The 21242-nt window shown below is 66.9% G+C and carries 18 protein-coding genes; 7 read left to right on the top strand and 11 right to left on the bottom strand.

All coding sequences use genetic code 11. The features are described from left to right. Positions 1-62: 62 nt before the first annotated feature. Positions 63-356, top strand: a complete 294-nt coding sequence (locus HUT07_RS12980) for a hypothetical protein (protein WP_025877698.1) — start codon at positions 63-65, stop codon at positions 354-356. Between the two features lie 42 nt (positions 357-398). On the opposite strand, the gene HUT07_RS12985 is transcribed toward HUT07_RS12980, so the two are convergent. Both HUT07_RS12985 and HUT07_RS12990 read right to left on the bottom strand, forming a co-directional pair. Then, positions 399-1211, bottom strand: coding sequence for a DUF4349 domain-containing protein (locus HUT07_RS12985; RefSeq protein ID WP_176021273.1), 813 nt, complete (start codon positions 1209-1211; stop codon positions 399-401). After that, complete coding sequence (locus HUT07_RS12990; RefSeq protein ID WP_176021274.1) at positions 1208-1564, bottom strand: GFA family protein; 357 nt, start codon at positions 1562-1564, stop codon at positions 1208-1210. The genes HUT07_RS12985 and HUT07_RS12990 overlap by 4 nt, the downstream gene beginning before the upstream one ends. A 113-nt stretch (positions 1565-1677) precedes the next feature. Between HUT07_RS12990 and HUT07_RS12995 the strand changes: the two genes are divergently transcribed. The 3 genes from HUT07_RS12995 to HUT07_RS13005 all read left to right on the top strand — a co-directional run bounded on the left by HUT07_RS12995 (position 1678) and on the right by HUT07_RS13005 (position 5202). Continuing rightward, positions 1678-3486, top strand: a complete 1809-nt coding sequence (locus HUT07_RS12995; protein ID WP_176021275.1) for a DUF885 domain-containing protein — start codon at positions 1678-1680, stop codon at positions 3484-3486. A 120-nt stretch (positions 3487-3606) separates the two neighbouring features. Further along, positions 3607-4149: a hypothetical protein gene (locus tag HUT07_RS13000; RefSeq protein ID WP_176021276.1), complete on the top strand. Its 543-nt coding sequence runs from the start codon at positions 3607-3609 to the stop codon at positions 4147-4149. A 54-nt stretch (positions 4150-4203) separates the two neighbouring features. Further along, positions 4204-5202 carry a polysaccharide lyase gene (locus tag HUT07_RS13005; protein WP_176021277.1) on the top strand — a complete coding sequence of 333 codons (999 nt, stop codon included), beginning with the start codon at positions 4204-4206 and terminating at the stop codon, positions 5200-5202. A 9-nt stretch (positions 5203-5211) separates the two neighbouring features. Here HUT07_RS13005 and agp read toward each other — a convergent pair whose 3' ends face one another. From agp to HUT07_RS13020, 3 genes are all read right to left on the bottom strand, one after another. Then, positions 5212-6465 (bottom strand): bifunctional glucose-1-phosphatase/inositol phosphatase, encoded by a 1254-nt coding sequence (gene agp, locus HUT07_RS13010; protein WP_254898864.1) that lies wholly within the window; start codon positions 6463-6465, stop codon positions 5212-5214. Positions 6466-6581: 116 nt separating this feature from the next. Next, complete coding sequence (smrA, locus tag HUT07_RS13015; RefSeq protein ID WP_176021279.1) at positions 6582-8414, bottom strand: multidrug efflux ABC transporter SmrA; 1833 nt, start codon at positions 8412-8414, stop codon at positions 6582-6584. Between the two features lie 106 nt (positions 8415-8520). Then, on the bottom strand, positions 8521-10080 hold the full coding sequence (locus HUT07_RS13020) for a serine hydrolase (RefSeq protein WP_176021280.1): 1560 nt from the start codon (positions 10078-10080) through the stop codon (positions 8521-8523). 110 nt (positions 10081-10190) lie between these two features. Between HUT07_RS13020 and HUT07_RS13025 the strand changes: the two genes are divergently transcribed. Beyond that, positions 10191-10634: a VOC family protein gene (locus HUT07_RS13025; RefSeq protein ID WP_176021281.1), complete on the top strand. Its 444-nt coding sequence runs from the start codon at positions 10191-10193 to the stop codon at positions 10632-10634. Beyond that, positions 10631-11455, top strand: coding sequence for a DUF72 domain-containing protein (locus tag HUT07_RS13030; RefSeq protein ID WP_176021282.1), 825 nt, complete (start codon positions 10631-10633; stop codon positions 11453-11455). Before HUT07_RS13025 ends, HUT07_RS13030 begins: the two co-directional genes overlap by 4 nt. Here the strand turns inward: HUT07_RS13030 and HUT07_RS13035 are convergent. After that, the gene (locus HUT07_RS13035; protein ID WP_176021283.1) at positions 11430-12047 is read right to left on the bottom strand and encodes a Pr6Pr family membrane protein; all 618 of its coding nucleotides are present in this window, start codon (positions 12045-12047) and stop codon (positions 11430-11432) included. The genes HUT07_RS13030 and HUT07_RS13035 overlap by 26 nt on opposite strands. Before the next feature lie 77 nt (positions 12048-12124). Here HUT07_RS13035 and HUT07_RS13040 point away from each other — a divergent pair, with 77 nt between their 5' ends. Next, positions 12125-13072 carry a DMT family transporter gene (locus HUT07_RS13040; RefSeq protein WP_176021284.1) on the top strand — a complete coding sequence of 316 codons (948 nt, stop codon included), beginning with the start codon at positions 12125-12127 and terminating at the stop codon, positions 13070-13072. A 39-nt stretch (positions 13073-13111) separates the two neighbouring features. Here the strand turns inward: HUT07_RS13040 and HUT07_RS13045 are convergent, their stop codons facing one another. From HUT07_RS13045 to HUT07_RS13065, 5 genes are all read right to left on the bottom strand, one after another. Beyond that, the gene (locus tag HUT07_RS13045) at positions 13112-14272 is read right to left on the bottom strand and encodes an AAA family ATPase (RefSeq protein ID WP_176021285.1); all 1161 of its coding nucleotides are present in this window, start codon (positions 14270-14272) and stop codon (positions 13112-13114) included. 177 nt (positions 14273-14449) lie between these two features. Continuing rightward, positions 14450-15520 (bottom strand): sensor domain-containing diguanylate cyclase, encoded by a 1071-nt coding sequence (locus HUT07_RS13050; RefSeq protein ID WP_176021286.1) that lies wholly within the window; start codon positions 15518-15520, stop codon positions 14450-14452. Between the two features lie 115 nt (positions 15521-15635). After that, positions 15636-16358: a pseudouridine synthase gene (locus HUT07_RS13055; protein WP_176021287.1), complete on the bottom strand. Its 723-nt coding sequence runs from the start codon at positions 16356-16358 to the stop codon at positions 15636-15638. Positions 16359-16392: 34 nt separating this feature from the next. After that, entirely contained in the window at positions 16393-18057 is a 1665-nt protein-coding gene (locus HUT07_RS13060) for a GGDEF domain-containing protein (protein ID WP_176021288.1), read from the bottom strand. A gap of 707 nt (positions 18058-18764) precedes the next feature. Further along, complete coding sequence (locus HUT07_RS13065; RefSeq protein ID WP_176021289.1) at positions 18765-21188, bottom strand: EAL domain-containing protein; 2424 nt, start codon at positions 21186-21188, stop codon at positions 18765-18767. Positions 21189-21242 lie beyond the last annotated feature (54 nt).

Raw genomic sequence — 21242 nt, forward strand, 5'->3', positions numbered from 1 at the left:
CTCACCCGATCTTTGCCCGGCGCTGGCTAGGCTGCAGGCGAACCCCACAACGTGCTTCCGCCATGGCCCTGCTGCGACTGCGAATTACTGGAACCGAAGACGATGCCCGTGCGATCAGCGACCTGCTGCTAGGCCTGGAAGGCATCGAACACGTCGAAGAGACCGACGACCTGATGCCGCACATGGATGACGATGATTCCAGCTCGGCCGGGCTGTCCGACGACATCGGCCCGGGGACCCACGAACTGGAAGTGGAAGTGGGCAACGAAAGCACCGCACAGAAGGTGCGCGATGCGGTGCAGGAGCTGGCATTGGAACTGGATGTGTTCGTCGAGTACGAGACCGACGAAGGCTGAGTTGCAGGAGTGCCAGCCAGCGGCCGGCACTCCCTCTTCCGGTCAGGTTTTCGGCGGCAGCTTGCGGCGGCGGCGACGGATCAGTGCACGGACGATCCAGGCCATTACCAGCGCCACCAGGCCCACCGGCAGCAATGCGGCCGCAGCACGGATCAGGACTGCCACGCTGGTGCTGAGAATGCTGCCGGACTCGCTCAGCGCTTCGCCGATCTCGCTGCGGCTGCGCTGGCCCGAGGTGGTGTCGAAATGCATCGTCACCAGCTGGGTATCGATGCGCCTGCGCTGCTGCGCCGAATCCCTGTTGGCCTGCTCGACACCCGCTTCGATCTCCGAAAGCCGCGTGGTGATCGCCATCAGGTCTTCGATCTTCAGATCCTTGCGGTCCTGGTAGGACAGCAACCGCGCATGCTCCTTCTCCAGCCGAGCCTTGGTCAGCGCGGTGTCGGCCACCTGCTGGGCCAGGTCCTCGGCACGGGTGTTGCGCGCCTGCAGCTTGCCACCTTCGCCGGCCAGGCCGATCAGCGATTCCACGCCCTTCGGTGCGATGCGGACCTTGACCTGACCGCTGGGCTGCTCACCACTGCGCTGATCAACCTGCAGTACCGCACAATCCCCGAACTTCCCGCTTTGGCAGGCCTGTGCGACCTGCTGGATGCGCGGCGCGATCTGCGCCGCTTCCAGCTGCACCTGCACATCGTGCTCATACGCCAGGAAAGCGCCTTCAGGCGAGGCTACGCCCGCTTCGGCAGCACCACCGGCATCGGCGGCCCTCTCACCCTGTTTGGCACAGGCAGCCAACGCCAGCAGCAATGCCGGCACGATCATCGCGCGCGTCCACGCGCGACGCGCCGTCATCGCGACGCTCCGTCAAACGAGGTGATCGACAATCCACCCAGCTCGACCTGCGGCAGGCAGCGCACGTTGATCGCCACCATCGGCAGGCCGCTGCGCGGGTCCACCGCCTCGCTGTACGGCGCGGTGCCGCACTCACGGCAGTGATGGTGATCGATGTTGTGGGTGTTGAACTGGTAGGTCGCCACATCGGCAATGTCGGTGCCCAGCTGGAACGCCTCGCGCGGGGCGAACCAGAGCAGGCTGCCGCGGCGCCGGCACATCGAGCAGTTGCAGTCGATGACGTCCTTGATGGGTGCATCAGCCCGCACCGTGAATGCGATCCTGCCGCAATGGCAGCTTCCCTGGTATTCCATGTCCTGCGCTCCGCTGGAGGGTCCTTGAGTACGCCCATGGTAATCCTATGGCACGGGGACAAAGCCGCCCCGGGGGCCTATGCTCGGAGATTGATCCCAGTACAGGAACGCCGATGCGCCCGCATCTCCTTGCCCTCGCCCTGGTCGCCGCCCTCGCCGGTTGCCAGCCGGCCGATGCCCCGACCAACGGTTCCACCCCGGCTGCCAGCCAGCAGGCCGGCGATGCCGCCGTCGATGCCGCCTTCGCCGACCTGTCCAAGCGCGCTCTGGACACCTGGATGCAGCTGTCCCCGGTCAGCGCCACCCAGATCGGCGACCACCGCTATGACAGCGAGATCGACGACCTGAGCGCGGCCGGCCAGCAGAAGACCGTGGACGCCTACAAGGGCCTGCTGGGCGAGCTGGACAAGATCGACGTCGCCAAGCTGGGCCGCGAGAACCAGGTGGATGCCGCGATCCTGCGCAACCAGCTGCAGTCGGAAATCTGGAACGCCGACGTCATGCAGTCCGGCAAGTGGGACCCGCAGCTGTACAACGGCATTGCCGGCAGCGCGATCTACGGCCTGATGGCGCGCGAGTTCGCACCGCTGCCGGAGCGCCTGAAGGCGGCCACCGCGCGCATGGAGAAGCTGCCGGCGATCTTCGCCCAGGCACGCGAGAACCTGGACCCGGCACGTGTACCGAAGATTCACGCCGAGACCGTTGCCAAGCAGAACAAGGGCATCCTCAGCATCGTCGATACCTTCATCACCCCGCACATCGGCGAGCTGCCGCAGGCCGACCAGCAGCGCCTGCAGGCCGCCATCGACGGCCTGAAGAAGGCCGTGGACGAGCAGCAGACCTGGCTGGACAAGACCCTGGTGCCGAATGCCAAGGGCGACTTCCGCATCGGTGCGGAGAAGTACGACCAGAAGCTGAAGTTCGCGCTGAATTCCTCGCTGTCGCGACAGGAGATCGGTGAGCGTGCGCGCGCCGAACTGAAGCGCGTGCGCGAGGACATGTACGGCATCGCGCAGACCGTGCTGAAGGACAAGCCGGGCGCACCGGACATGCCGGCGCAGCCGACCGACGAACAGCAGCAGAAGGCGATCGAGGCTGCGTTGGAGCTGGCCTACGCCGACAAGCCGGCGCGCGACAAGGTGGTCGACGATGCCAAGGCCGCACTGGAGCAGTCCACCGCGTTCGTGCGCGAGCACGACCTGATGACCCTGCCCGACGCGCCGGTGGACATCATCCTGATGCCGGAATTCCAGCGTGGCGTGGCCGTGGCCTACTGCGATTCGCCGGGCCCGCTGGACAAGAACCTGAAGACCTTCTACGCCGTGTCGCCGATTCCGGACGACTGGAACGACAAGCAGGTCGACTCGTTCCTGCGTGAGTACAACTCGCGCATGATCCACTTGCTGAGCATCCACGAAGGCACCCCGGGCCACTACCTGGAAGGCTGGCATTCGGCCAAGTTCCCCTCCACCCTGCGTGCCGTGCTGCGTTCGGGCCTGTTCGCCGAAGGTTGGGCGGTCTACACCGAGCGCATGATGCAGGAGCAGGGTTACCTCAACAACGACCCGCTGTTCCACCTGGTGCAGCTGAAGTTCTACCTGCGCACGATCTCCAACGCGATCCTCGACCAGGGCGTGCACGTGGACAACTGGGATCGCGAGAAGGCGATGCACCTGATGACCCACGACGCCTTCCAACAGGAAAGCGAAGCCTCGGGCAAGTGGGTGCGTGCGCAGCTGACCTCGGCACAGCTGCCGACCTACTTCGTCGGTGCGCAGGAACACTTCGACACCCGCAAGGCGATGCAGGACAAGCTGGGCGACAAGTTCAACCTGAAGGCCTACCACGACCAGATGCTGTCCTACGGCGCGCCGCCGGTGCGCTTCGCCCGCCAGCTGATGCTGGACCAGCCGATCCAGTAAACCTGCGTCATGCATGGATGGAAATAAAGGACGGCCCGGGGCAACCCGGGCCGTCTGCTTATCGGTGACCGCCCCAGCGCAGGCGTGATTCCCTCTGGGCAAGCCCATGGGAATCCTGCGATGATCCGCGGCCCCGGCGTGCGCTGCACGCTGATGTGCCACCTGCATGGAAGCTGCATGAATATTGAATTCTTCGGGATGTCGATCACGCCGAGCAGTCGCCGCGGGCGATGGATCGTCTACGGCTCGATCGCGTTGTTCGTGCTGGTGATGCTGGTGATGATCCCGCAACGCAGCCGCGCGGATCGACGCGACATCGAGCGCATCGCCGGTTTTGATTTCCCGGCCGGCCTCAGCTCCCGCTGGGACACGGGAACCCACAGGCCGCGAAGCGGCATCCGCCTCGACCTCGGTAACGACCGGATCAGATCACTGGGCTACCGCCTGCCCGCTGACCTCGCGCGGGGGCTGATGCGCACCTGCCGCCAGCGTGGCGGACTGCTGCTCGAAGCTGATGACGCGCGCAGGCAGTTCCCGGAGCTGGCCTCGCGGATCAGCTGGAATGATCCTGTCTGCATCCGCAGCGAGCAGCGCCCGCGCCGGGCGGTGGCACTGCTGCAGGACACGACCCTCTCGATCCAGATCCATTACCCGACTCCCTAGGTCCCCCGACGGCCGTTCATGGGCGTACCCTGCAGGCTGTGACGCGGAGGCCCCATGCAGCTGACGATACGCCCCCTCCTGCTGCTTGCCGCGCTGCTGGCCACCGCAAGTGCCGGTGCGACCTGCCCCGCGCCGCCGCGCGGCGAGCCCGACATCCGCGCCCTGGGCTATTACACCGACAAGGCCGGTTCGCAGATCGACCCTGCACGGCAGCAACAGAACAGAGACGCCACCGCGCCACTGGACCGCTACGCCGCCGACGTGGCCCGCATGAGCGATGACTACCTGCGCAACGGTGACCCCGCCGCCGCGCAATGCACGCTGGCCTGGCTCGACGCTTGGGCGAAGGACGGCGCCATGCTCGGGCAGATGGTGCGCGTCAACAACGACCAATCGTTCTACATGCGGCAGTGGATGCTCGATGCCGTGGCGATGGCGTACCTGAAGGTGCACGACCAGGCCGGCGCCGGGCAGCGCGCGCGCATCGATCCATGGCTGCGGCAGCTGGCCCAGGCCAACCTGGCGTATTGGGTCAACCCGAAACGGCGCCGCAACAACCACTTTTACTGGACCGGCCTGGGCGTGCTCGCCACTGGCCTGGCTATAGATGACGACGCCTTGTGGCAGGCCGGCCGTGCCATCTTCCAGAAGGGCATCGATGACATCCAGGCCGATGGCAGCCTGCCGCTGGAAATGGCGCGCGGGCAGCGCGCCCTGCACTACCACGACTACGCGCTGGCACCACTGGTGATGATGGCCGAACTGGCGCGTCTGCGCGGCCAGGACTGGTACACCGGCAACGACCACGCCATCGACCGGCTCGCGCGGCGGGTCATCGAGGGCGGCACCAACCCGGCGTGGTTCAACGAACAAGCGGGCGTCGAACAACAGTCGCTACAGGTCAGCGGCTGGGTGGAGTTCTACCGCTTGCGCTCACCGGATGGTGGTCTATTCGACGCAGTGCACGCACGCGGCCCGTTCCACTCGCCCCGACTGGGCGGCGACCTTACGTTGATGGCCGCGCACGGCATCGTGCGCACGCCATTGCGATAGCCGTCTGTATCAGCGACGCTCCCGCTGCAGCAGCTGCTGGAATTGGGCACTGCTGCAACCTTGCTCAGCACAGCCCGGCAAGGGCAGCTCGACGCGGCCCGGCGGCTGTGCATCGGTCAGCGGCAGCGCTTCGCGCAGCTGCGTGGTGGTCGGGTAGACATAGGTCAGGCGGATCCGCTCCACGCCGCTGTGGCGGTCACGCCAGCGCTCGAACTGCAGCAGGCCACCGATCGGCGTCTTTTCGTACTGGCCTGGCAGCGCGTAGTCCGAGATGCCCAGCGCGGCCAGCACCGAGCCGATATTGGAATCGTGACCGACCAGCAGCGTTACCTTCGGCGACGCCGGCGCTTGGAACAGTGCCGCAACGTGCGACAGCAACGGAGCCGCCACGTCGCGCGCCACTTCCGGCGTGCCGAACAGGATGTCCTGGTACCCATTACGGACCCGCGCCAAGGCCTGCCACTGCGCATCGTCCTGCAACCTGCCCCACCCCACTGCAGTGCCTGCGGCGTTCTGGTACTCCTCCATCAACAGCGCATCGACCATGCCGTTGGCCAGGGCCAGCGAGCCGGTGGCGCCGGGCTCCTTGCCCGCCTCCACGCGGAACGTGCTGTCGTCCGCGCGCAGCGTGCACGGGCGGCGCCCCATGCAAGCCGGCGATGCCGCGTGGTCGACCACGTCATCCACCACCTGCAGGTCCGCACCCAGCTGCGCCTTCGCGTCGGCCTTCTGCATGGCACGCAGCGCGCGGCGCTGGAAACCGGCGTCATCGCGATGGATCACTGGATCGAACAGCGGGTCCATCGTGCCCAGCGGCCTGCGCTGCTCCACCGTCACGTGGCAGCCCGGGAATGCGCCGGCGATGAAGAACTGCGCGGTCGCCTGGGTACGCTGCAGGCTGTTGGCGTGCGCGTGGAAGTCGCCCGGCTGCGGGCAGCCCGTTGCCGGCAGCAGCTGTGCCTGCCGCAGCCACTGGCCCAGGTAGCGGCCCATGTAGACCTCGAGCACACCGCCCTTGGTGGTCAGCTCGCCCGGCGCGACGTCCCAAGCTGCCCAGCGGTCCGCCGCAGCCTCGGCCAGCGCGCCGGAAGACACAAGTGGCGCGCGCAGGTTGTGGCGACTGAGCAGCACGACCTGCTGCAACTGCTCGTCCCCCACTGGACGGCCAGCCAGCGCGCCAGGTGCAGCCGCCACGGGCTGGATGGCAATGCCGGCAACCAGGGCCACTGCAAGCAACAGGCCGCGAAAGAAGTGGCAGGGCATGGCGATGACCGGGAGCGGACCAGCCTGCATTATCCGCCCGGTCGACCCGAGGCGACGTTGCATCATCCGGCGTGAGCATCCACGCATGGCGTGGACCTACTGTCGTGCATCCATGGTTATTGCTCGGCGGCCACGAAGCCCCCGGTCTGCCGCGCCCACAAGCGCGCATAGAGGCCGCCGGCATCGATCAGTTCGGCATGGGTACCGGTCTCGACGATGCGGCCCTGGTCCATCACCACCAGCCGGTCCATGCGCGCGATGGTCGACAGGCGGTGCGCGATCGCGATCACCGTCTTGCCGCCCATCAATTCGTCCAGGTTGTCCTGGATCGCCGCTTCCACTTCCGAGTCCAGCGCCGAGGTCGCCTCGTCCAGCACCAGGATCGGCGCATCCTTCAGCAGCACGCGGGCAATCGCGATGCGCTGGCGCTGGCCACCGGACAGCTTCACGCCGCGCTCGCCGACATGCGCGTCGTAGCCACGACGCCCTTCGCCGTCGACCAGCGTATCGATGAACGCCTCCGCGCGCGCCTTGGCCACCGCCGCGCGCAGCTGCTCATCGGTCGCATCCGGGCGGCCGTACAGCAGGTTGTCGCGGATCGAACGGTGCAGCAGCGAGGTGTCCTGGGTGACCACACCGATCTGCTGGCGCAGGCTTTCCTGGGTGACGTAGGCGATGTCCTGATCGTCGATCAGGATGCGTCCACTTTCCAGGTCATACAGCCGCAGCAGCACGTTCACCAGCGTCGACTTGCCGGCACCGGACGGGCCGACCAGGCCAATCTTCTCACCCGGCTTCACCACCAGGTCCAGGCCAGCAATCACGCCGCCCTTCTTGCCGTAATGGAAATGCACATCCTGGAAATGCACACCGCCACGCGTCACCTGCAGCGGTACGGCATCCTCGCGATCCTGCACGGTCAGCGGCTGGGCGATGGTGGTGATGCCATCCTGCACGGTGCCGATGTCCTCGAAGATGCCGTTGATGGTCCACATGATCCAGCCGGACATGTTGTGGATGCGGATCACCAGGCCGGTCGCCAGGGTGATCGCGCCAACGGTGATGTGGCCGCCGTTCCACAACCACAGCGCCAGGCCGCAGGTACCGGCGATGAGGAAACCGTTGACGATGGCGATGGTCAGGTCCATGCCGGTGGTGATCCGGGTCTGCGCGCGGTGCTTGACCACCAGTTCCTGGATCGAATCGGCGACATAGGCCTGTTCGCGGCCACCATGGGCGAACAGCTTCAGAGTGGGAATGTTGGTGTAGCCATCGACGATGCGTCCCATCGCCTTGGAGCGCGCCTCCGAGGCGATCCAGGCGCGTTGCTTCGCGCGCGGCACGAAGTAGATCATGATCACCACGTAGGCCAGCAGCCACAGGATCAGCGGCACCATCAACCGCCAGTCGGCCTGCGCGAACAGGTACAGCGCGGTGCCGGTGTAGACCACGATGTACCAGAGCGAATCGACCATCTGCACCGCCGACTCGCGCAGCGAGGTACCGGTCTGCATCACCCGGTTGGCCATGCTGCCGGCGAAGTCGTTCTGGAAGAAGCTCAGGCTCTGCCGCACCACGTAGTTGTGCATCAGCCAGCGCGACCGGTTGCTCAGCCCCGGCACGATGGCCTGGTTGACCAGCAGATTGTGCAGGCCGACCAGGATCGGGCGCGCGATGACCGTGATGAACAGCATCCAGCCGAGCGTGTCGGCATGGCGCTGGAAGAAGTCCGCGCCGGGCTGCTCGGCGACCATGTCGACGATGCGGCCGAGGAAATCGAACATCGCCACTTCCACCAGCGCCAGCAGCAGGCCGGCGATCAGGGTGGCCAGCAGCACCGGCCATACCGGCCGCAGGTAGTGCAGGTAGAACGGCACCACGGTGCGCGGCGGCATGCGCCCGTCAATGGGCGGAAACACCGGAATCAGGGATTCAAACCAACGGAACATCGCATTCCCTCGCCATCGATAGCCGGCGGAGTATCCCACGCCGCATGTGTACGCCGGCCGACGATCACCACCAGTTCCGGGTAGCGCCGGGCCATGCCCGGCGGCGTTACTTCACCGGGGTGAACAGCAGATCCTGGAAGTCGAAGCTGAAGTCGGTCAGGTCGGAGATCGGCTGCATGCGCACCTCGCGCACTTTTCCATCCGGGTCCAGGCTGAAATTCACGAACGCGTCGGCATTGAGCGAGCGATCGTCCCAGCGCACGATGAAGGTGTCGTGCTGCCAGTGTTCCAGGTGGCCGCTCAGTTGTGCCGTCCTTGCGAAGCGCAGCCGGAGGTCCTTGCCTTCCGCGCGGATGACCATGTCGCCATACCAGCGGTCGCGATAGGTCGCCGCATACCCGGCCAGCGGCAACGACGGCCTGCTGCCCTTGTCGCGCGCCGCCTGGTGCTTGGCCCATGCTTCGTCGGCCTTGTCCTGGCCCTTGGCCACGCCCTTCGCATAGGCATCCACCCAGTCGTGCTTTTCACCGCCCAGGTAAGCATCAAGCACGCTCAGCGTGATCGCGTTGAACGCCGCACCCACTTCCTGGTTGGTCAGCACCACCACGCCCAGCTTCTCGCCTGGCACCAAGGTCAGCCGCGAAACCATGCCCGGCCAGCCACCGGTGTGCCAGACCAGCTTCTGCCCGCGATAGTCGCTCAGGCTCCAGCCCTCGCCATAGCCGGCAAAGTTGGCCCGCGCCGGCGCCAGCTCCGGCACGCTCGGCGCCGGAATCGTCTGCGGCGTGATCATCTGCCACATCTGCTGCTGGCTCTTGGCAGTGAACAGCGGCGTGCCATCGGCCAGCTTGCCTTCGGCCAGCTGCACCTGCATCCAGCGCGCCATGTCGTGGGCGCTGGAATAGATGCCACCGGCACCGGCGTTGTTCGACCAGGTCAACGGCGCAACGGTGCGCAGGTCCTTGAAATCGTATTTGGCGTGACCGACCGCAGCGTTGTCACCGGCCTTGAGGTGATCGGCGTTGTAACGCGTGCCGGCCATGCCGACCTTGTCGAAGATGCGCGTCTGCAGGAACTGCTGGTAGCTCATGCCCGAGACGTGCTCGATCACCTGCTGGGCGACTGCATACAGGATGTTGTCGTAGGCATAGCGCTCGCGGAAACCGCCTTTCAGCGGCACCTGGCCAAGGCGCTGCACGACTTCAGCATTGCTGTAGGAGGTGGTCGGCCAGAACAGCAGATCGCCCGCGCCCAGGCTCAGGCCACTGCGGTGCGAAAGCAGGTCGCGGATCGTCATCTGCCCGGTTACGAACGGATCGGACATGCGGAACGACGGCAGGTGATCGATCACCTTGTCGTCCATCTTCAGCTTGCCGTCCTCGGCCAGCAGGTTCAGCGAGGTGGCAGTGAAGGCCTTGGTGTTGGAGGCGATGGCGAACAGGGTATCGGCCTCGACCGGCGCCGGCTTGCCCAGTTCGCGCACGCCCCAGCCGCGTTCCAGCACCACCTGCCCGTCCTTGACCACGGCCACGGCGATGCCGGGCACGTCGAACTGCGCGCGCACGCGTTCGACGGTCGCGTCCAGGTCCTGCAGCTGCTGCGGGGTCGCCGCATTGGCCATGGTCGTGCACGCAAGCAGCACGGCTCCTCCGATCCAGGTTTTCATCCAGCACCATCTCCGAACAGGGGTAGCGGCCATGTGCAGGCCGTCACCGGGGTTTCGCGCGATGGTAACGGCCCGGGGTGCAGCCTGCCCTGTGCCATAGGAGGGGTGTCATGGGTGCAAACGGCCAGAGCAGCAACGGCTCCACCATCATTCCGTGCCTGCGCTACCGCGATGCGCTGGCCGCCATCGACTGGCTGCAGCGCGCGTTCGGCTTCCACGCGCAGGCCGTGTACGCCGACGGCGATACCGTGCACCACGCACAGCTGGTGTTCGGCCAGGGCATGATCATGCTTGGATCTGCCAGCAACAGCGGCGAATGGGCCAAGCTGGCGGTGATGCCCGATGAAGTCGATGGCCGTCAGACCCAGAGCGCCTGCGTGATCGTCACCGATGTCGACGCCCACTACGCACGGGCCAAGGCCGCCGGCGCACGCATCGTCATCGATATCGCCGACCAGGCCTACGGTGGCCGTGGCTATGCCTGCGCCGACCCGGAAGGCTACCTGTGGTGGTTCGGCAGTTACGATCCGTGGCGAGCGGAACACACGCAATGACGGCACGGTCAGCATCCGCACTGCCGGTGCGCTGCGGTATCGGCGGCTGGGTGTTCCCGCAATGGCGGGGTGGCGCCTTCTATCCGCCAGGGTTGATCCAGCGCGAAGAGCTGGCCTTCGCCAGTCGTGCGTTGCGCTGCATCGAGATCAACGGCACCTTCTACCGCACCCCGACAGCGGCCCAGTGTTCGCAATGGGCAGCGCAGACGCCGACGGGTTTCCGCTTCTCGATGAAAGCGCCGCGCCATCTGGTGCAGCGCCGCGACCTGTCCGCCACGATCGAGGCTGCGGGTTCGTTCCTGGAAGCGGCCGTCGCGCTGGGCGACAGGCTCGGCCCGTTGCTCTGGCAGTTCGACCCGCGGCACCCGGCCGATGCCGAAGCGCTGGACGCTTTCATGGCACAGCTGCCACGGCAGCGGGATGGAATGGCGTTGCAGCATGCGCTGGAGGTGCGCAACGCCAGCATGCATGGGCCGGAACTGGTCGAAGCAGCGCGCCGGCATGGGGTGGCCCTGGTGATCGAAGACAGCGACGAATCACCGTTGTACGGCGACATCACCGCTGGTTTTGTCTATGCACGGATCAAGCGCAGCCAGGCCAGACTGGCGGAAGGTCTTCCCCTGTCGATGCAGCAGCGCTGGACCGGCCGCGCGCGGTGCTGGTCGCGCGGCGAGGCGGTGGACGACCTGCCCTGCCTGGCCCCACCGGCCGTTGCCGCACCGCGCGAGGTCTACCTGCTGTGCATCGGCGCCGGCAAGGCGCGCAACCCGGCTGCGGCGATGGCGCTGCAACGGCTCATCGACGGCGCCAGCCATCCATAGCCCACAGCAGGGTCCAGCCCAGCACGAACACCCCGCCGACGCGCAGTACGTTCAGGCCGAATGCGCGCGCTCCGATCTGCTGCACGTCCAGGAACGGATACGGTGCGCTGCCCAGCCAGGACGTCGTCAGCATGGCCCACGCCAGGTAGCCCAGCGGCACCAGCAGGACCGCGCCCAGCGCGTGCCAGCGCAAGCCGCCGTGGGGCAGCAGCCCGGTCCAGCCGGCCAAGTACAGCAGCGGAACCACGTAGTGCAGGCCGACATCGGCCCACCATTGCAGGCCCGTTGGCTGCCACAGCCCCTGCAACGCCAGCAGATAGATCATGCCGGTGACGCCGATGCATAGTGCCAGGGTGGCGGCCACGGTCGGCCGAAGTGCGCGGCCGCTGCACAGCCAAGCACAGCCCAGGCAGACGGCCAGATTGCTGAGGATGGTGAAGTAGCTGAAGAAGCGCAGGCTCGCCACGCCGAGGCTCAGGCTGGCGCCCACATCGCGCATCAGCAGGGCAAACTGCAGCAGCAGTGACGCGGCCGCGGCCAACGCGGTCAACAGCGCCCAGCCGCGCAGCAGGAAAAAACGGGCAGCAGGCATGCACGGTTCCCCCAAGATAACGCCGCGAGCATGCCACAGGCATCGCCCGCCGATGCGCCTTGCCTCACAATACGCCGATGAGCACACCCGACACCCGCAAAGCGCTGTGGCAGATCCACTTCTGTGTCCTGCTGTGGGGCGTCACCGCCATCCTCGGCAAGTTGATCACCCTGCCTGCGCTGCCGCTGGTGTGGTGGCGGATGCTGCTGGTGGTGGCGATGCTGGCGCTGCTGCCGCGGGTCTGGCGCGGGCTGCGCACGTTGCCGCTACGGCTGGTCGCCGGCTATGCCGGCATCGGCGCGCTGGTCGCGCTGCACTGGCTGACGTTCTATGGCGCGGTGAAGCTGGCCAATGCCTCGGTTGCCGCGACCTGCATCGCCCTGGCACCGGTGTTCACTTCAATCATCGAACCGTGGGTGGCCAAACGCCCGTTCCAGATGCGCGAGCTGGCCTTCGGCCTGGCCGTGCTACCCGGTGTGGCACTGGTGGTGGGCGGTGTGCCCGACGGCATGCGCATGGGCGTGTTGATCGGCGCGCTCTCGGCCCTGCTGGTGGCAGTGTTCGGCTCGCTCAACAAGCGCATGGTCAGCCATGCCGATCCGCTGACGGTCACCGCGCTGGAGCTGGGCGCCGGTACGATCACCCTGACCCTGTTGGCACCGCTGATGCCGTACCTGCTGCCGGCGCTGGCCAGCCCGTTGTGGATCGTTCCCGACCTGCACGACGGCATCCTGCTGCTGGTGCTGGCCGGTGTATGCACGCTGCTGCCGTTCGCCCTGGCCCTGGTCGCACTGCGCCACCTCAGCGCCTACACCGTGCAGCTGGTCACCAACCTGGAACCGGTCTACGCCGTGGTGCTGGCCGTGGTACTGCTGCGCGAACAACATGAAGTCACCCCATGGTTCTACCTTGGCGTGGCGATCATTGTCGGTGCCGTGTTCCTGCATCCGCTGCTCAACCGCCGCACGCGCGTGCAGCATCCGGAAATCCTCGGCACATCCGAAGCGCGCAACATCGCTGATTGAGGGCGCCCACGCACCGCGTGGATCTACCCGGCACTGGCCTCAGCGTTGCGGCCAGTGCCAGGCCGGCACGTCCAGCAGGCCCTGCCCGCTCAGCAGCGTGCGCCCGTGCTCCTTGAACAGGTGCATGGAATGGCAATGCGACGCCTGCTCCAGTGCGGCGATCAAGCGCGTGGCATGTGATACGACCCAGACCTGGCTGCGCGCACTAGCGGCGATGATCAGACGTGCCAGCGCCGGAAGGAGATCCGGATGCAGGCTGGTCTCCGGCTCATTGAGCACCAGCAGCGGCGGCGGCCGAGGCGTGTGCAGCGCCGCTGCCAGCAACAGGAAGCGCAACGTGCCGTCGGACAGTTCAGCCATCGACAGTGGCCGCAGCAGGCCGGGCTGGTGGAAGCGCAGCGCGAGGCGGCCATCCAGCGCCTCGAAGCTGACCGTCGCGCCCGGGAATGCATCTTCAACACTGTGTGCCAGCGCCTGCGGATCGCCGATTTCCTGGATCGTCACCCAGGCGGCGGCGAGGTCACGGCCGTCGTGATGCAGCACCGGCGTGCGGGTCGCCATCGCCGGTTGTCGCGCCGGGGCGTCGGCATCGCTGCGGAAGTGGTCGTAGAAGCGCCAACGGCGGATGTACTCGCGCAATGTGATGGCTTCCGGCATGCGCTGCGGATCGCCCACCTGGGTGAACAGGCTGTCGAACAGTGAAAGGCGGTCGTCCACCAGGTCCCAGCCACGCGCGTGCCGCTGCCGCACCAGCGCGCCGCGACGGTCGACCAGCAGATTGGCGCTGCGCAGGAACGGGCCTGCCCAGATCGCTTCGGCCTTGATCAGCGGGTCCAGCGCGAAGGCCGATCGACTCGGCGGCGGATAGCCGAGGTCGATGGCGTAGCCGAATTCATCGGTTGCGAAGCCCAGCTTGAGCCCTACCGATTCCTGCCGTGGCCCGCCCTGCAACGGAATCTCGCCGGCCAGCACCCTGCGGTCGATCTTTTCCGGACCCGCCCAGAGTGCCGAACCCAATCCGCCCTCGCGGGCGAGTACCGCCGCGACGCCTCCTTGCGCGGTTTCCGCCAGCAGGCGCAGCGCGCGGTACAGGCTGGATTTACCACTGCCGTTGTCGCCGGTGACGACGTTGAGGCGCTGCATCGGCAGCACCAGCCCGTGCAGTGATCGGTAATTGGCGATGGCCAGGGTCTGCAGCATGGTCGACGTCCTTGCAGTGAGACGTTGAGGGTGCCGTGCGGGCATCGCAATGGCTGCGACTGCACGGAACGTGCCGAGCCATCCACGCATGGCGTGGATCTACGGGTGCATCCACGCATGGTGTGGATTACGGGTGCGTCCAGGCTTGGCGTGGATCCACCGCAGCCGCCCCGGTGGTCAGGGCGCCACTTCCACCCGGTTGCGGCCGGCGCCCTTGGCCCGGTACAGCGCAGCATCGGCACGGGCCAGGGTCTGCTCGGAGGTTTCATCGGGCCGGTGCTGCGCCACGCCGATGCTGATCGTCACCGGGAAGCCCAGCGGCAGGTTGGCCACCGCCACGCGCAGGAACTCGCATTGCAACTCGGCGGTGCGCAGGTCCACGTCCGGCATCAGTGCAACGAATTCCTCACCGCCGTAGCGTGCGGCCATGCCGCGCCCTGCGAAATGCGAGCGCAGCAGCACACCCAGTTCGGCCAGCACCCGGTCACCGGTCGCATGGCCCTGGAAATCATTGATGTGCTTGAAATGGTCGATGTCCACCAATGCCACGCAGGCCTGCCGTGCCTGGCCATCGGCGGCAACCACGGCTTCACCCAGCGCAGCTGCCAGCGCCCGCCGGTTGGGCAGGCCGGTCAGCGCATCGGTCCGGCTCTGTTCGGCCAGGTCGGCATTCTGTGCCAGCAGCACGTCGTGGTAGTCCGACAGCAGCCGCTCGTAGTCGTCACGCTCAAGCATGTGCTTCTGGATGTCCAGCGCGAAGCGGCGAAGCTCCATCACCAGCATCACCTGCCGCGACAGCGCGGCCAGCGCCTCGGCCTTGTCGCTTGCCAGGTGCTGCGGGCGCGCGTCGAACACGCACAGCGTGCCCAACGGCAGGCCGTCACTGCTGATCAGCGGGGCGCCGGCATAGAAGCGTACGTGCGGGTCGCCGGTCACCACCGGGTTGTCGTGGAAGCGCACGTCCTGCAGCGCGTCCTCGACCACCATGATCTCCTGCGGTTGCAGGATGGCATGACCGCACATCGATTCACTGCGCAGGTTCTCGGCCGCATCGATGCCCTGTATCGACTTGAACCACTGCCGCTCGACGTCGATCAGGGTCACGGCCGCCATCGTCGTGCCACAGACCGCCTTGGCGATGGCCACCAGATCATCGAAAGAGCGCTCGCGTTCGGAATCGAGGATCCGGTAGCGATACAGCGCCTCCAGTCGCAGCGCTTCGTTGGCAGGCTTGTCGGGCTTGATCATGCAGCGTCACGTTCCGGCAGGTCGCCGCAAAGTCTAGCCGATGTAGAGCCGCGCCCATGCTCGGCTGCACCCGGGCCACGGCAGCCGAGCATGGGCTCGGCTCTACAGACGTCGTTTACCAGTCCTGCTGCTGCGGCAACAGGCCGTGCAGCTCCTGCTCGGTCAGGTTGCGCCACTGGCCGGGCTTCAGCGCACCGATCTTGATGTTGTCGATGCGCACGCGGCGCAGCTGGGTCACGCGGTAGCCGAACTCGGCCGACATCAGCCGGATCTGCCGGTTCAGGCCCTGCTGCAGGGTGATGCGGAAACCGAACTTGGCGATCCGTGAGGTCTTGCACGGCAGGGTCATCTGGTCATGGATGCGCACGCCGCGGGCCATGCCGCGCAGGAATTCGTCGGTGACCGGCTTGTTCACCGCCACCAGGTACTCCTTCTGGTGGCCGTTTTCGGCGCGCAGGATCTGATTGACGATGTCGCCGTTGCTGGTCATCAGGATCAGGCCTTCCGACTCTTTATCGAGGCGGCCGATCGGGAAGATGCGCTGTTCGTGGCCGACGAAGTCGACGATGTTGCCCTTCACCGTGCTTTCGGTGGTGCAGGTCACGCCCACCGGCTTGTTCAGCACGATGTACACGTGGCGGCGGGCACCCGGCTTGCGGGCAGTCCGCACGCGCAACGGCTGGCCGTCGACCAGCACCTTGTCCTCCTCGCCGACCACCGCGCCGGTGCCGGCGGCATGGCCATTGACGGTGACCCGGCGGGCGGCGATCAGGCGATCGGCCTCCCGGCGGGAGCAGAAGCCGGTGTCGGCGATGTATTTGTTGAGTCGGCTGGTCATCGCCCCATTATCCGGCATCACCGCCCTTCCCGCCTCATGCCGTGGCCAACGGATCCCCGGTTTCGCCATCAAACACCCGGTTACGGCCACTGCGCTTGGCCACATACATGGCGTGGTCGGCCCGTCGCAGCAGCGCCGCCAGGTCATCCTCGGCGGGCCGCCACTGTGCCAGGCCTATGCTCGCGGTCACCTCCAGGCCGGGCACCTGCAGGTCCCGGCAGGTCTCGGTAATGCGCTGGCGCAGGCGTTCCAGCCGGGCGGCGGCGATCTCACGCGGCATTCCCGGCAACAGCAGCAGGAACTCCTCGCCGCCCATCCGCACCACCTGGTCCTCGCTGCGGACAGCGGCGCGAAGCGCGCGGGCCACGGCTACCAGCACCTGGTCGCCGATTTCATGGCCATGACGATCATTGATGTCCTTGAACAGATCGATATCGAGGAAGCCGATCACCAGCGGCCCGCGCTCACGTTCGCCCGCGTGCAGATGCTGGGCCAGCTGGTGCAGGCCGGCGCGACGGTTGGGCAGACCGGTCAGCATGTCGGTCTCGGCGAGCTGGCGCATTTCATCGCGCTGCTGGCGCAGCCGGCCCAGTCGCAGGTTGAGCGCGTAGGCCGCCATCATCAGCAGCCAGGTGACCGCCAGCTGCAGGGCCTCCACCCGATACGCCATCAGCCAGTGCGCGCTGGCGGCGTCGGCCACGATCAGCACCAGCATCGGTGCCAGTGCGGCCAGCCCTGCCAGCGACCAGACATCGCCGCGCAGGCGGGCCCAGACGCCCATCGCCAGCGACAGTGCGCAGCCGACGACAAAGGTCCCCTGCAGAACCTGCGCGACCACGCCCAGACCATCGCGCTGCAACCATGGCACCAGCGCCGCCAGCCCCAGCAGCGACCACAACACCAGGTGCTGGCCCACCCGTGAACGCGGCAGTACCCGGTCGCCGCCGTTCAAGCGCCACAATGCCGGCAATACCAGCGCCTGTGTCGCCGCCGTCAGCGCCAGCAGCCACCAGTCACCGCGACCACCGACCCGCAGCCAGGGTTCGGGATAGCCGCTGAGGCCACCGAGGATCGACTGCCACAGCACCAGCACCAGCGTGGCACCGATGTACATCAGGAAACTGCGGTCACGGGTGGTCAGATAGGCCATCAGCGCCGACAGCGCCAGCGCGATCGCCACGGCGATGCACGCGGCGCGCACCAACAGCCGGGCAGTATCGTTCTGCTGCACCGGGCTGGGCGCACCCAGCTGCAATGTCGGAACCCAACGCGCCTTCAGCGGCGTCTGCCAGGAGACCAGGAAAGGCTCGTGGCTGCCGGCGGCGGGTACCGCGACCATGCCGATGCCCGCACGGAAGCGCGAATCGCGGGTGCGCGCGTCCTGCATGTTGCCGCAGATTTCGCGGTCACCGTGCTGCAGCCGCACTTCGCCGGCAAAGACGTTGAAGACATCCAGCGCCTGCGGCTCGCCGGACCAGCCTCCCGGCGGTGCATCCACCCGTGTCTGCTGGCGCGGGCCAGCCAGCATCTGCGGTGTGCACGCGCGATGGGGGGTGGGTTCGGCCGTCGCGGTGCCGACGAGAAGGTAATCGCGGCCGGCGTCGACGCTGCGCGCATGGCCCAGCCACGGCATTGCCAACCACACCAGCAGCAGGACAAGCACCGCCCCTGTTTCGAAACGCACCTGCCTGCCGCCCACGCCACGTCCTGTTCCTGCTTACGTCCGCGCCCATTGCGCGTCGCCCCTGGCGGCATTATCGCAGCCGAATGCACCGCCGATGTGTAGACCAAAGTGGTGAGGTGTTGGCCGGGCTGCCGCCCGGCGCCCGCAGTAGTGCCGGCCGCTGGCCGGCAACCTCAAAAGCAACAGCGAAAGCGGGCTACCGAGGTGGGCGGGGCGGTATGGGCAGGCAGGACACGCCGTAAACCCATCCATGGGGGTTCGATGGCGCCATCCATGGCGCCAACGGTCCTGCCTGCCCATACCGCCCCGCCCCTGACAGTGTCCCGCCATCTGGTAGATCCACGCCGCGCGTGGATGGATCTCCATCGAGTTCGAGTATTTCGACAATTGATCGAAGAGCATCCACGCATGGCGTGGATCTACGTGTCGACCAAGGTCGACACCCACCAAGAGCACCAAGAGCAGGCCAAGAGCAGGCCATGCCATTCCGACAGATGGCGGAAACCTGTCGAAGGCGGGGTGGGTCCGGTTGCGGGGGTGTCCGCGGCATGGATGCCGCGGCCAAGCCCCCAGGGATGGGTTCACGGCGTCCCCCGCAACCGGGCCCACCCCGCCATCCCACGGAACCCCGCTTTTGCCGTTGCTGTTGCTGTTGCTGTTGAGGTTGCCGGCCAGCGGCCGGCACTACCGCGGGTGCCGGGCGCAGCCCGGCCGCAGCGCCTTCAGCCGGCAGCCGATGGCCCCTGCGTGCCGGCCAACCGCATCGGTCGCAGGTCGGCCAGGGTCAGCCGTTCCAGTGGCTGCGGCCGTTCGATGGCGTAGCCCTGCAGACCCTGCACGCCCATCCCGGCCAGCGCCTCGGCAACTTCATGGGTCTCCACCCACTCGGCCACCACTTCCATCTGCAGTTCGCGGCCCAGTTCGCTGATCGCGCGCACGCTGGCACGGCTGACCGGATCGGTATCCATGTCACGCACGAAGGCACCATCGATCTTCAGCATGTCCGCCGGCAGCTGCCGCAGGTAACCGAACGAGGACAGGCCCGAGCCGAAATCATCCAGTGCCACCCGGCAGCCACGCGCCTTGACCGCATCGATGAAGGCACGCGCCTGGCTCAGATTGCCGATCGCCGCAGTTTCGGTGATCTCGAAACAGAGCTTGGACGCCAGTGCGCGGTTGCGCTCCAGCAGATCGCAGACGAACGCCAGGAATCCTGGTTCGGCAATCGACTGGGCCGACACATTGACGTTGCACAGGCCCAGCTGGCGTACGTGTGCCGGGCACACCTGCAGATGGCGGAACAACAGGCCGAGCACGTGCCGGTCCAATACCACCGCCATGCCGTAGCGCTCCACCGCCGGCATGAACTGACCCGGCAGGTGCAGCACGCCGTCGCTGTCACGCATGCGCACCAGCACTTCGTAGTGCAGGTAGGACGGATCACCCACCTTGGCGATGCGCTGCGCGTACAGCAGCATCCGGTTCTCGGCCATGGCACGGCTGACCCGCTGCAGGCGTTCGGCCTCCAGCCGCCGTTCTTCCAGGGCCAGCCGGTTTTCATTGAAGCAATGCACGCGGTTGCGGCCGGCCTGCTTGGCGGCATAACAGGCACTGTCGGCGGCGCTCATCAACCAGTTCGCGTCCGGTGCCTCGGCCGTCACTTCGACCACGCCCACGCTGCAGCTCAGCTGCGGGCTGCCCTCACTGACCGGGAACGTGGCCTGGCCCAGGTTGCGGATCAGGCGCTGCAGGACGCGCTTGGCTTCGTCCTGGTTGGCGCGGGCGAGGAACACCGCAAACTCATCCGCGCCCAGGCGGCCCACCCAGTCGCCATCACGCACAGCGCCGACCAGGTACTCGGCGAAGCTGCGCAGCATCTGGTCGCCGGCCGCGTGGCCGAAGCTGTCGTTGACCAGCTTGAAGTGGTCCAGGTTGATGTAGCCCAGTGCGTGGGTTCCACCGTCGGAGCGGACCTGCAGCAGGGCCTTTTCCAGCAGGCGCTCGATCTCGCGACGATTGATCAGTCCAGTGAGCGGGTCGTGACTGGCGTGATGCTCTATTTCGCGTGCCAGGGCATGGTTCTGGCTGACATCCTCGACGATGGCGAACACCGACAGGCCACCGCTGGCGGTACGCACGCCGGTGCCGCTCCAGCGTCCCCACACCAGGCTGCCATCGCGACGCCGGAAGCGCAGTTCGCCTGGCCGCAGCTGGCGATCCCAGTCGATACGGCCCGCCTCATCGATCACCAGTTCGCCTTCCATCAGCAGTTCGGCCAGCGACATCTGCAGCAGCACGTCCCGGCGATGGTCGAGGATGTCGGCCATCGCCTGGTTGGCCTCCACCACCCGGCCGGCCGCATCCAGCTTGAGCATGCCGACGTTGGCCTGGTAGAACGCCGCCCGGAAGCGGCTCTCGTGCTCGGTCAGGTCCTTGCCGACCCGGCGTGCCAAGGCCACCGCCATCAGGCTGATCAACAGGACCGACAGGCCGCCCACGGCCAGGGTCGCGATGCGCACTGCGCGGGCCATGCGCAGCAGCGCCTGCGAGAACGCCTGCGCCTGCGCCCGTAACTGGTGGTCGATGCCCCGCAACCGGTGCAGGTACTCATCCACGCTCGCCTCGTCCAGCGGACCGGAGCCATGGCGGCGTTGCAGCTCCTCCGACAGCGCCTGCAGGGCCAACAGGTCCGCGTCGGTCTGGCGCCACAACCAGGTGGCCTCGCGGAAGGCGCCGACATTGCGCGCATGGCGGAACGAGAAGATCAGGCGCGGAATGTCGGCGCGGGCATTGCCACCACGCAGGAAACCGGCCCGGGCTGTCGCCTCGTCCGGTTCGGGTTGCTCCAGCGCCTTGCGGGCCTGCAGGTCACCCAGCGGAACCTGCAGTGCCCGTTGGGCATCCTGCAGATCCTGCAGATGGCCACGCGCCAGATAACGGCTGAGCGCCGCGGTGGCGTCCTGCTGCCCCCGCGACCAGTAGCCCTGCCCTGCGATCCACGCGGTCGATGCCGCCTGCAGCTCCTGGATCACGGCCGACAGCGCAACCAATCCGATCGCCATACCCGTCAACAGCGCAAATCGCAGCCCCAGCCCGCGGGTCATCGGCACCCGTCGACGCTGCTGGTCCATGCCACTTCTACCCATCCTGGATCCCCCGAATGTGCTGCGGTGACAATCTCCTACGGAACTGCGCCAGCC

The sequence above is a fragment of the Stenotrophomonas sp. NA06056 genome (assembly GCF_013364355.1).
GTDB lineage: Bacteria > Pseudomonadota > Gammaproteobacteria > Xanthomonadales > Xanthomonadaceae > Stenotrophomonas.

Coding starts and splice junctions, on each gene's coding strand:
- HUT07_RS12980 (WP_025877698.1), top strand. CDS start 63: ATGGCCCTGCTGCGACTGCGAATTACTGGAACCGAAGACGATGCCCGT.
- HUT07_RS12985 (WP_176021273.1), bottom strand. CDS start 1,211: ATGACGGCGCGTCGCGCGTGGACGCGCGCGATGATCGTGCCGGCATTG.
- HUT07_RS12990 (WP_176021274.1), bottom strand. CDS start 1,564: ATGGAATACCAGGGAAGCTGCCATTGCGGCAGGATCGCATTCACGGTG.
- HUT07_RS12995 (WP_176021275.1), top strand. CDS start 1,678: ATGCGCCCGCATCTCCTTGCCCTCGCCCTGGTCGCCGCCCTCGCCGGT.
- HUT07_RS13000 (WP_176021276.1), top strand. CDS start 3,607: ATGATCCGCGGCCCCGGCGTGCGCTGCACGCTGATGTGCCACCTGCAT.
- HUT07_RS13005 (WP_176021277.1), top strand. CDS start 4,204: ATGCAGCTGACGATACGCCCCCTCCTGCTGCTTGCCGCGCTGCTGGCC.
- agp (WP_254898864.1), bottom strand. CDS start 6,465: ATGCCCTGCCACTTCTTTCGCGGCCTGTTGCTTGCAGTGGCCCTGGTT.
- smrA (WP_176021279.1), bottom strand. CDS start 8,414: ATGTTCCGTTGGTTTGAATCCCTGATTCCGGTGTTTCCGCCCATTGAC.
- HUT07_RS13020 (WP_176021280.1), bottom strand. CDS start 10,080: ATGAAAACCTGGATCGGAGGAGCCGTGCTGCTTGCGTGCACGACCATG.
- HUT07_RS13025 (WP_176021281.1), top strand. CDS start 10,191: ATGGGTGCAAACGGCCAGAGCAGCAACGGCTCCACCATCATTCCGTGC.
- HUT07_RS13030 (WP_176021282.1), top strand. CDS start 10,631: ATGACGGCACGGTCAGCATCCGCACTGCCGGTGCGCTGCGGTATCGGC.
- HUT07_RS13035 (WP_176021283.1), bottom strand. CDS start 12,047: ATGCCTGCTGCCCGTTTTTTCCTGCTGCGCGGCTGGGCGCTGTTGACC.
- HUT07_RS13040 (WP_176021284.1), top strand. CDS start 12,125: ATGAGCACACCCGACACCCGCAAAGCGCTGTGGCAGATCCACTTCTGT.
- HUT07_RS13045 (WP_176021285.1), bottom strand. CDS start 14,272: ATGCTGCAGACCCTGGCCATCGCCAATTACCGATCACTGCACGGGCTG.
- HUT07_RS13050 (WP_176021286.1), bottom strand. CDS start 15,520: ATGATCAAGCCCGACAAGCCTGCCAACGAAGCGCTGCGACTGGAGGCG.
- HUT07_RS13055 (WP_176021287.1), bottom strand. CDS start 16,358: ATGACCAGCCGACTCAACAAATACATCGCCGACACCGGCTTCTGCTCC.
- HUT07_RS13065 (WP_176021289.1), bottom strand. CDS start 21,188: ATGGGTAGAAGTGGCATGGACCAGCAGCGTCGACGGGTGCCGATGACC.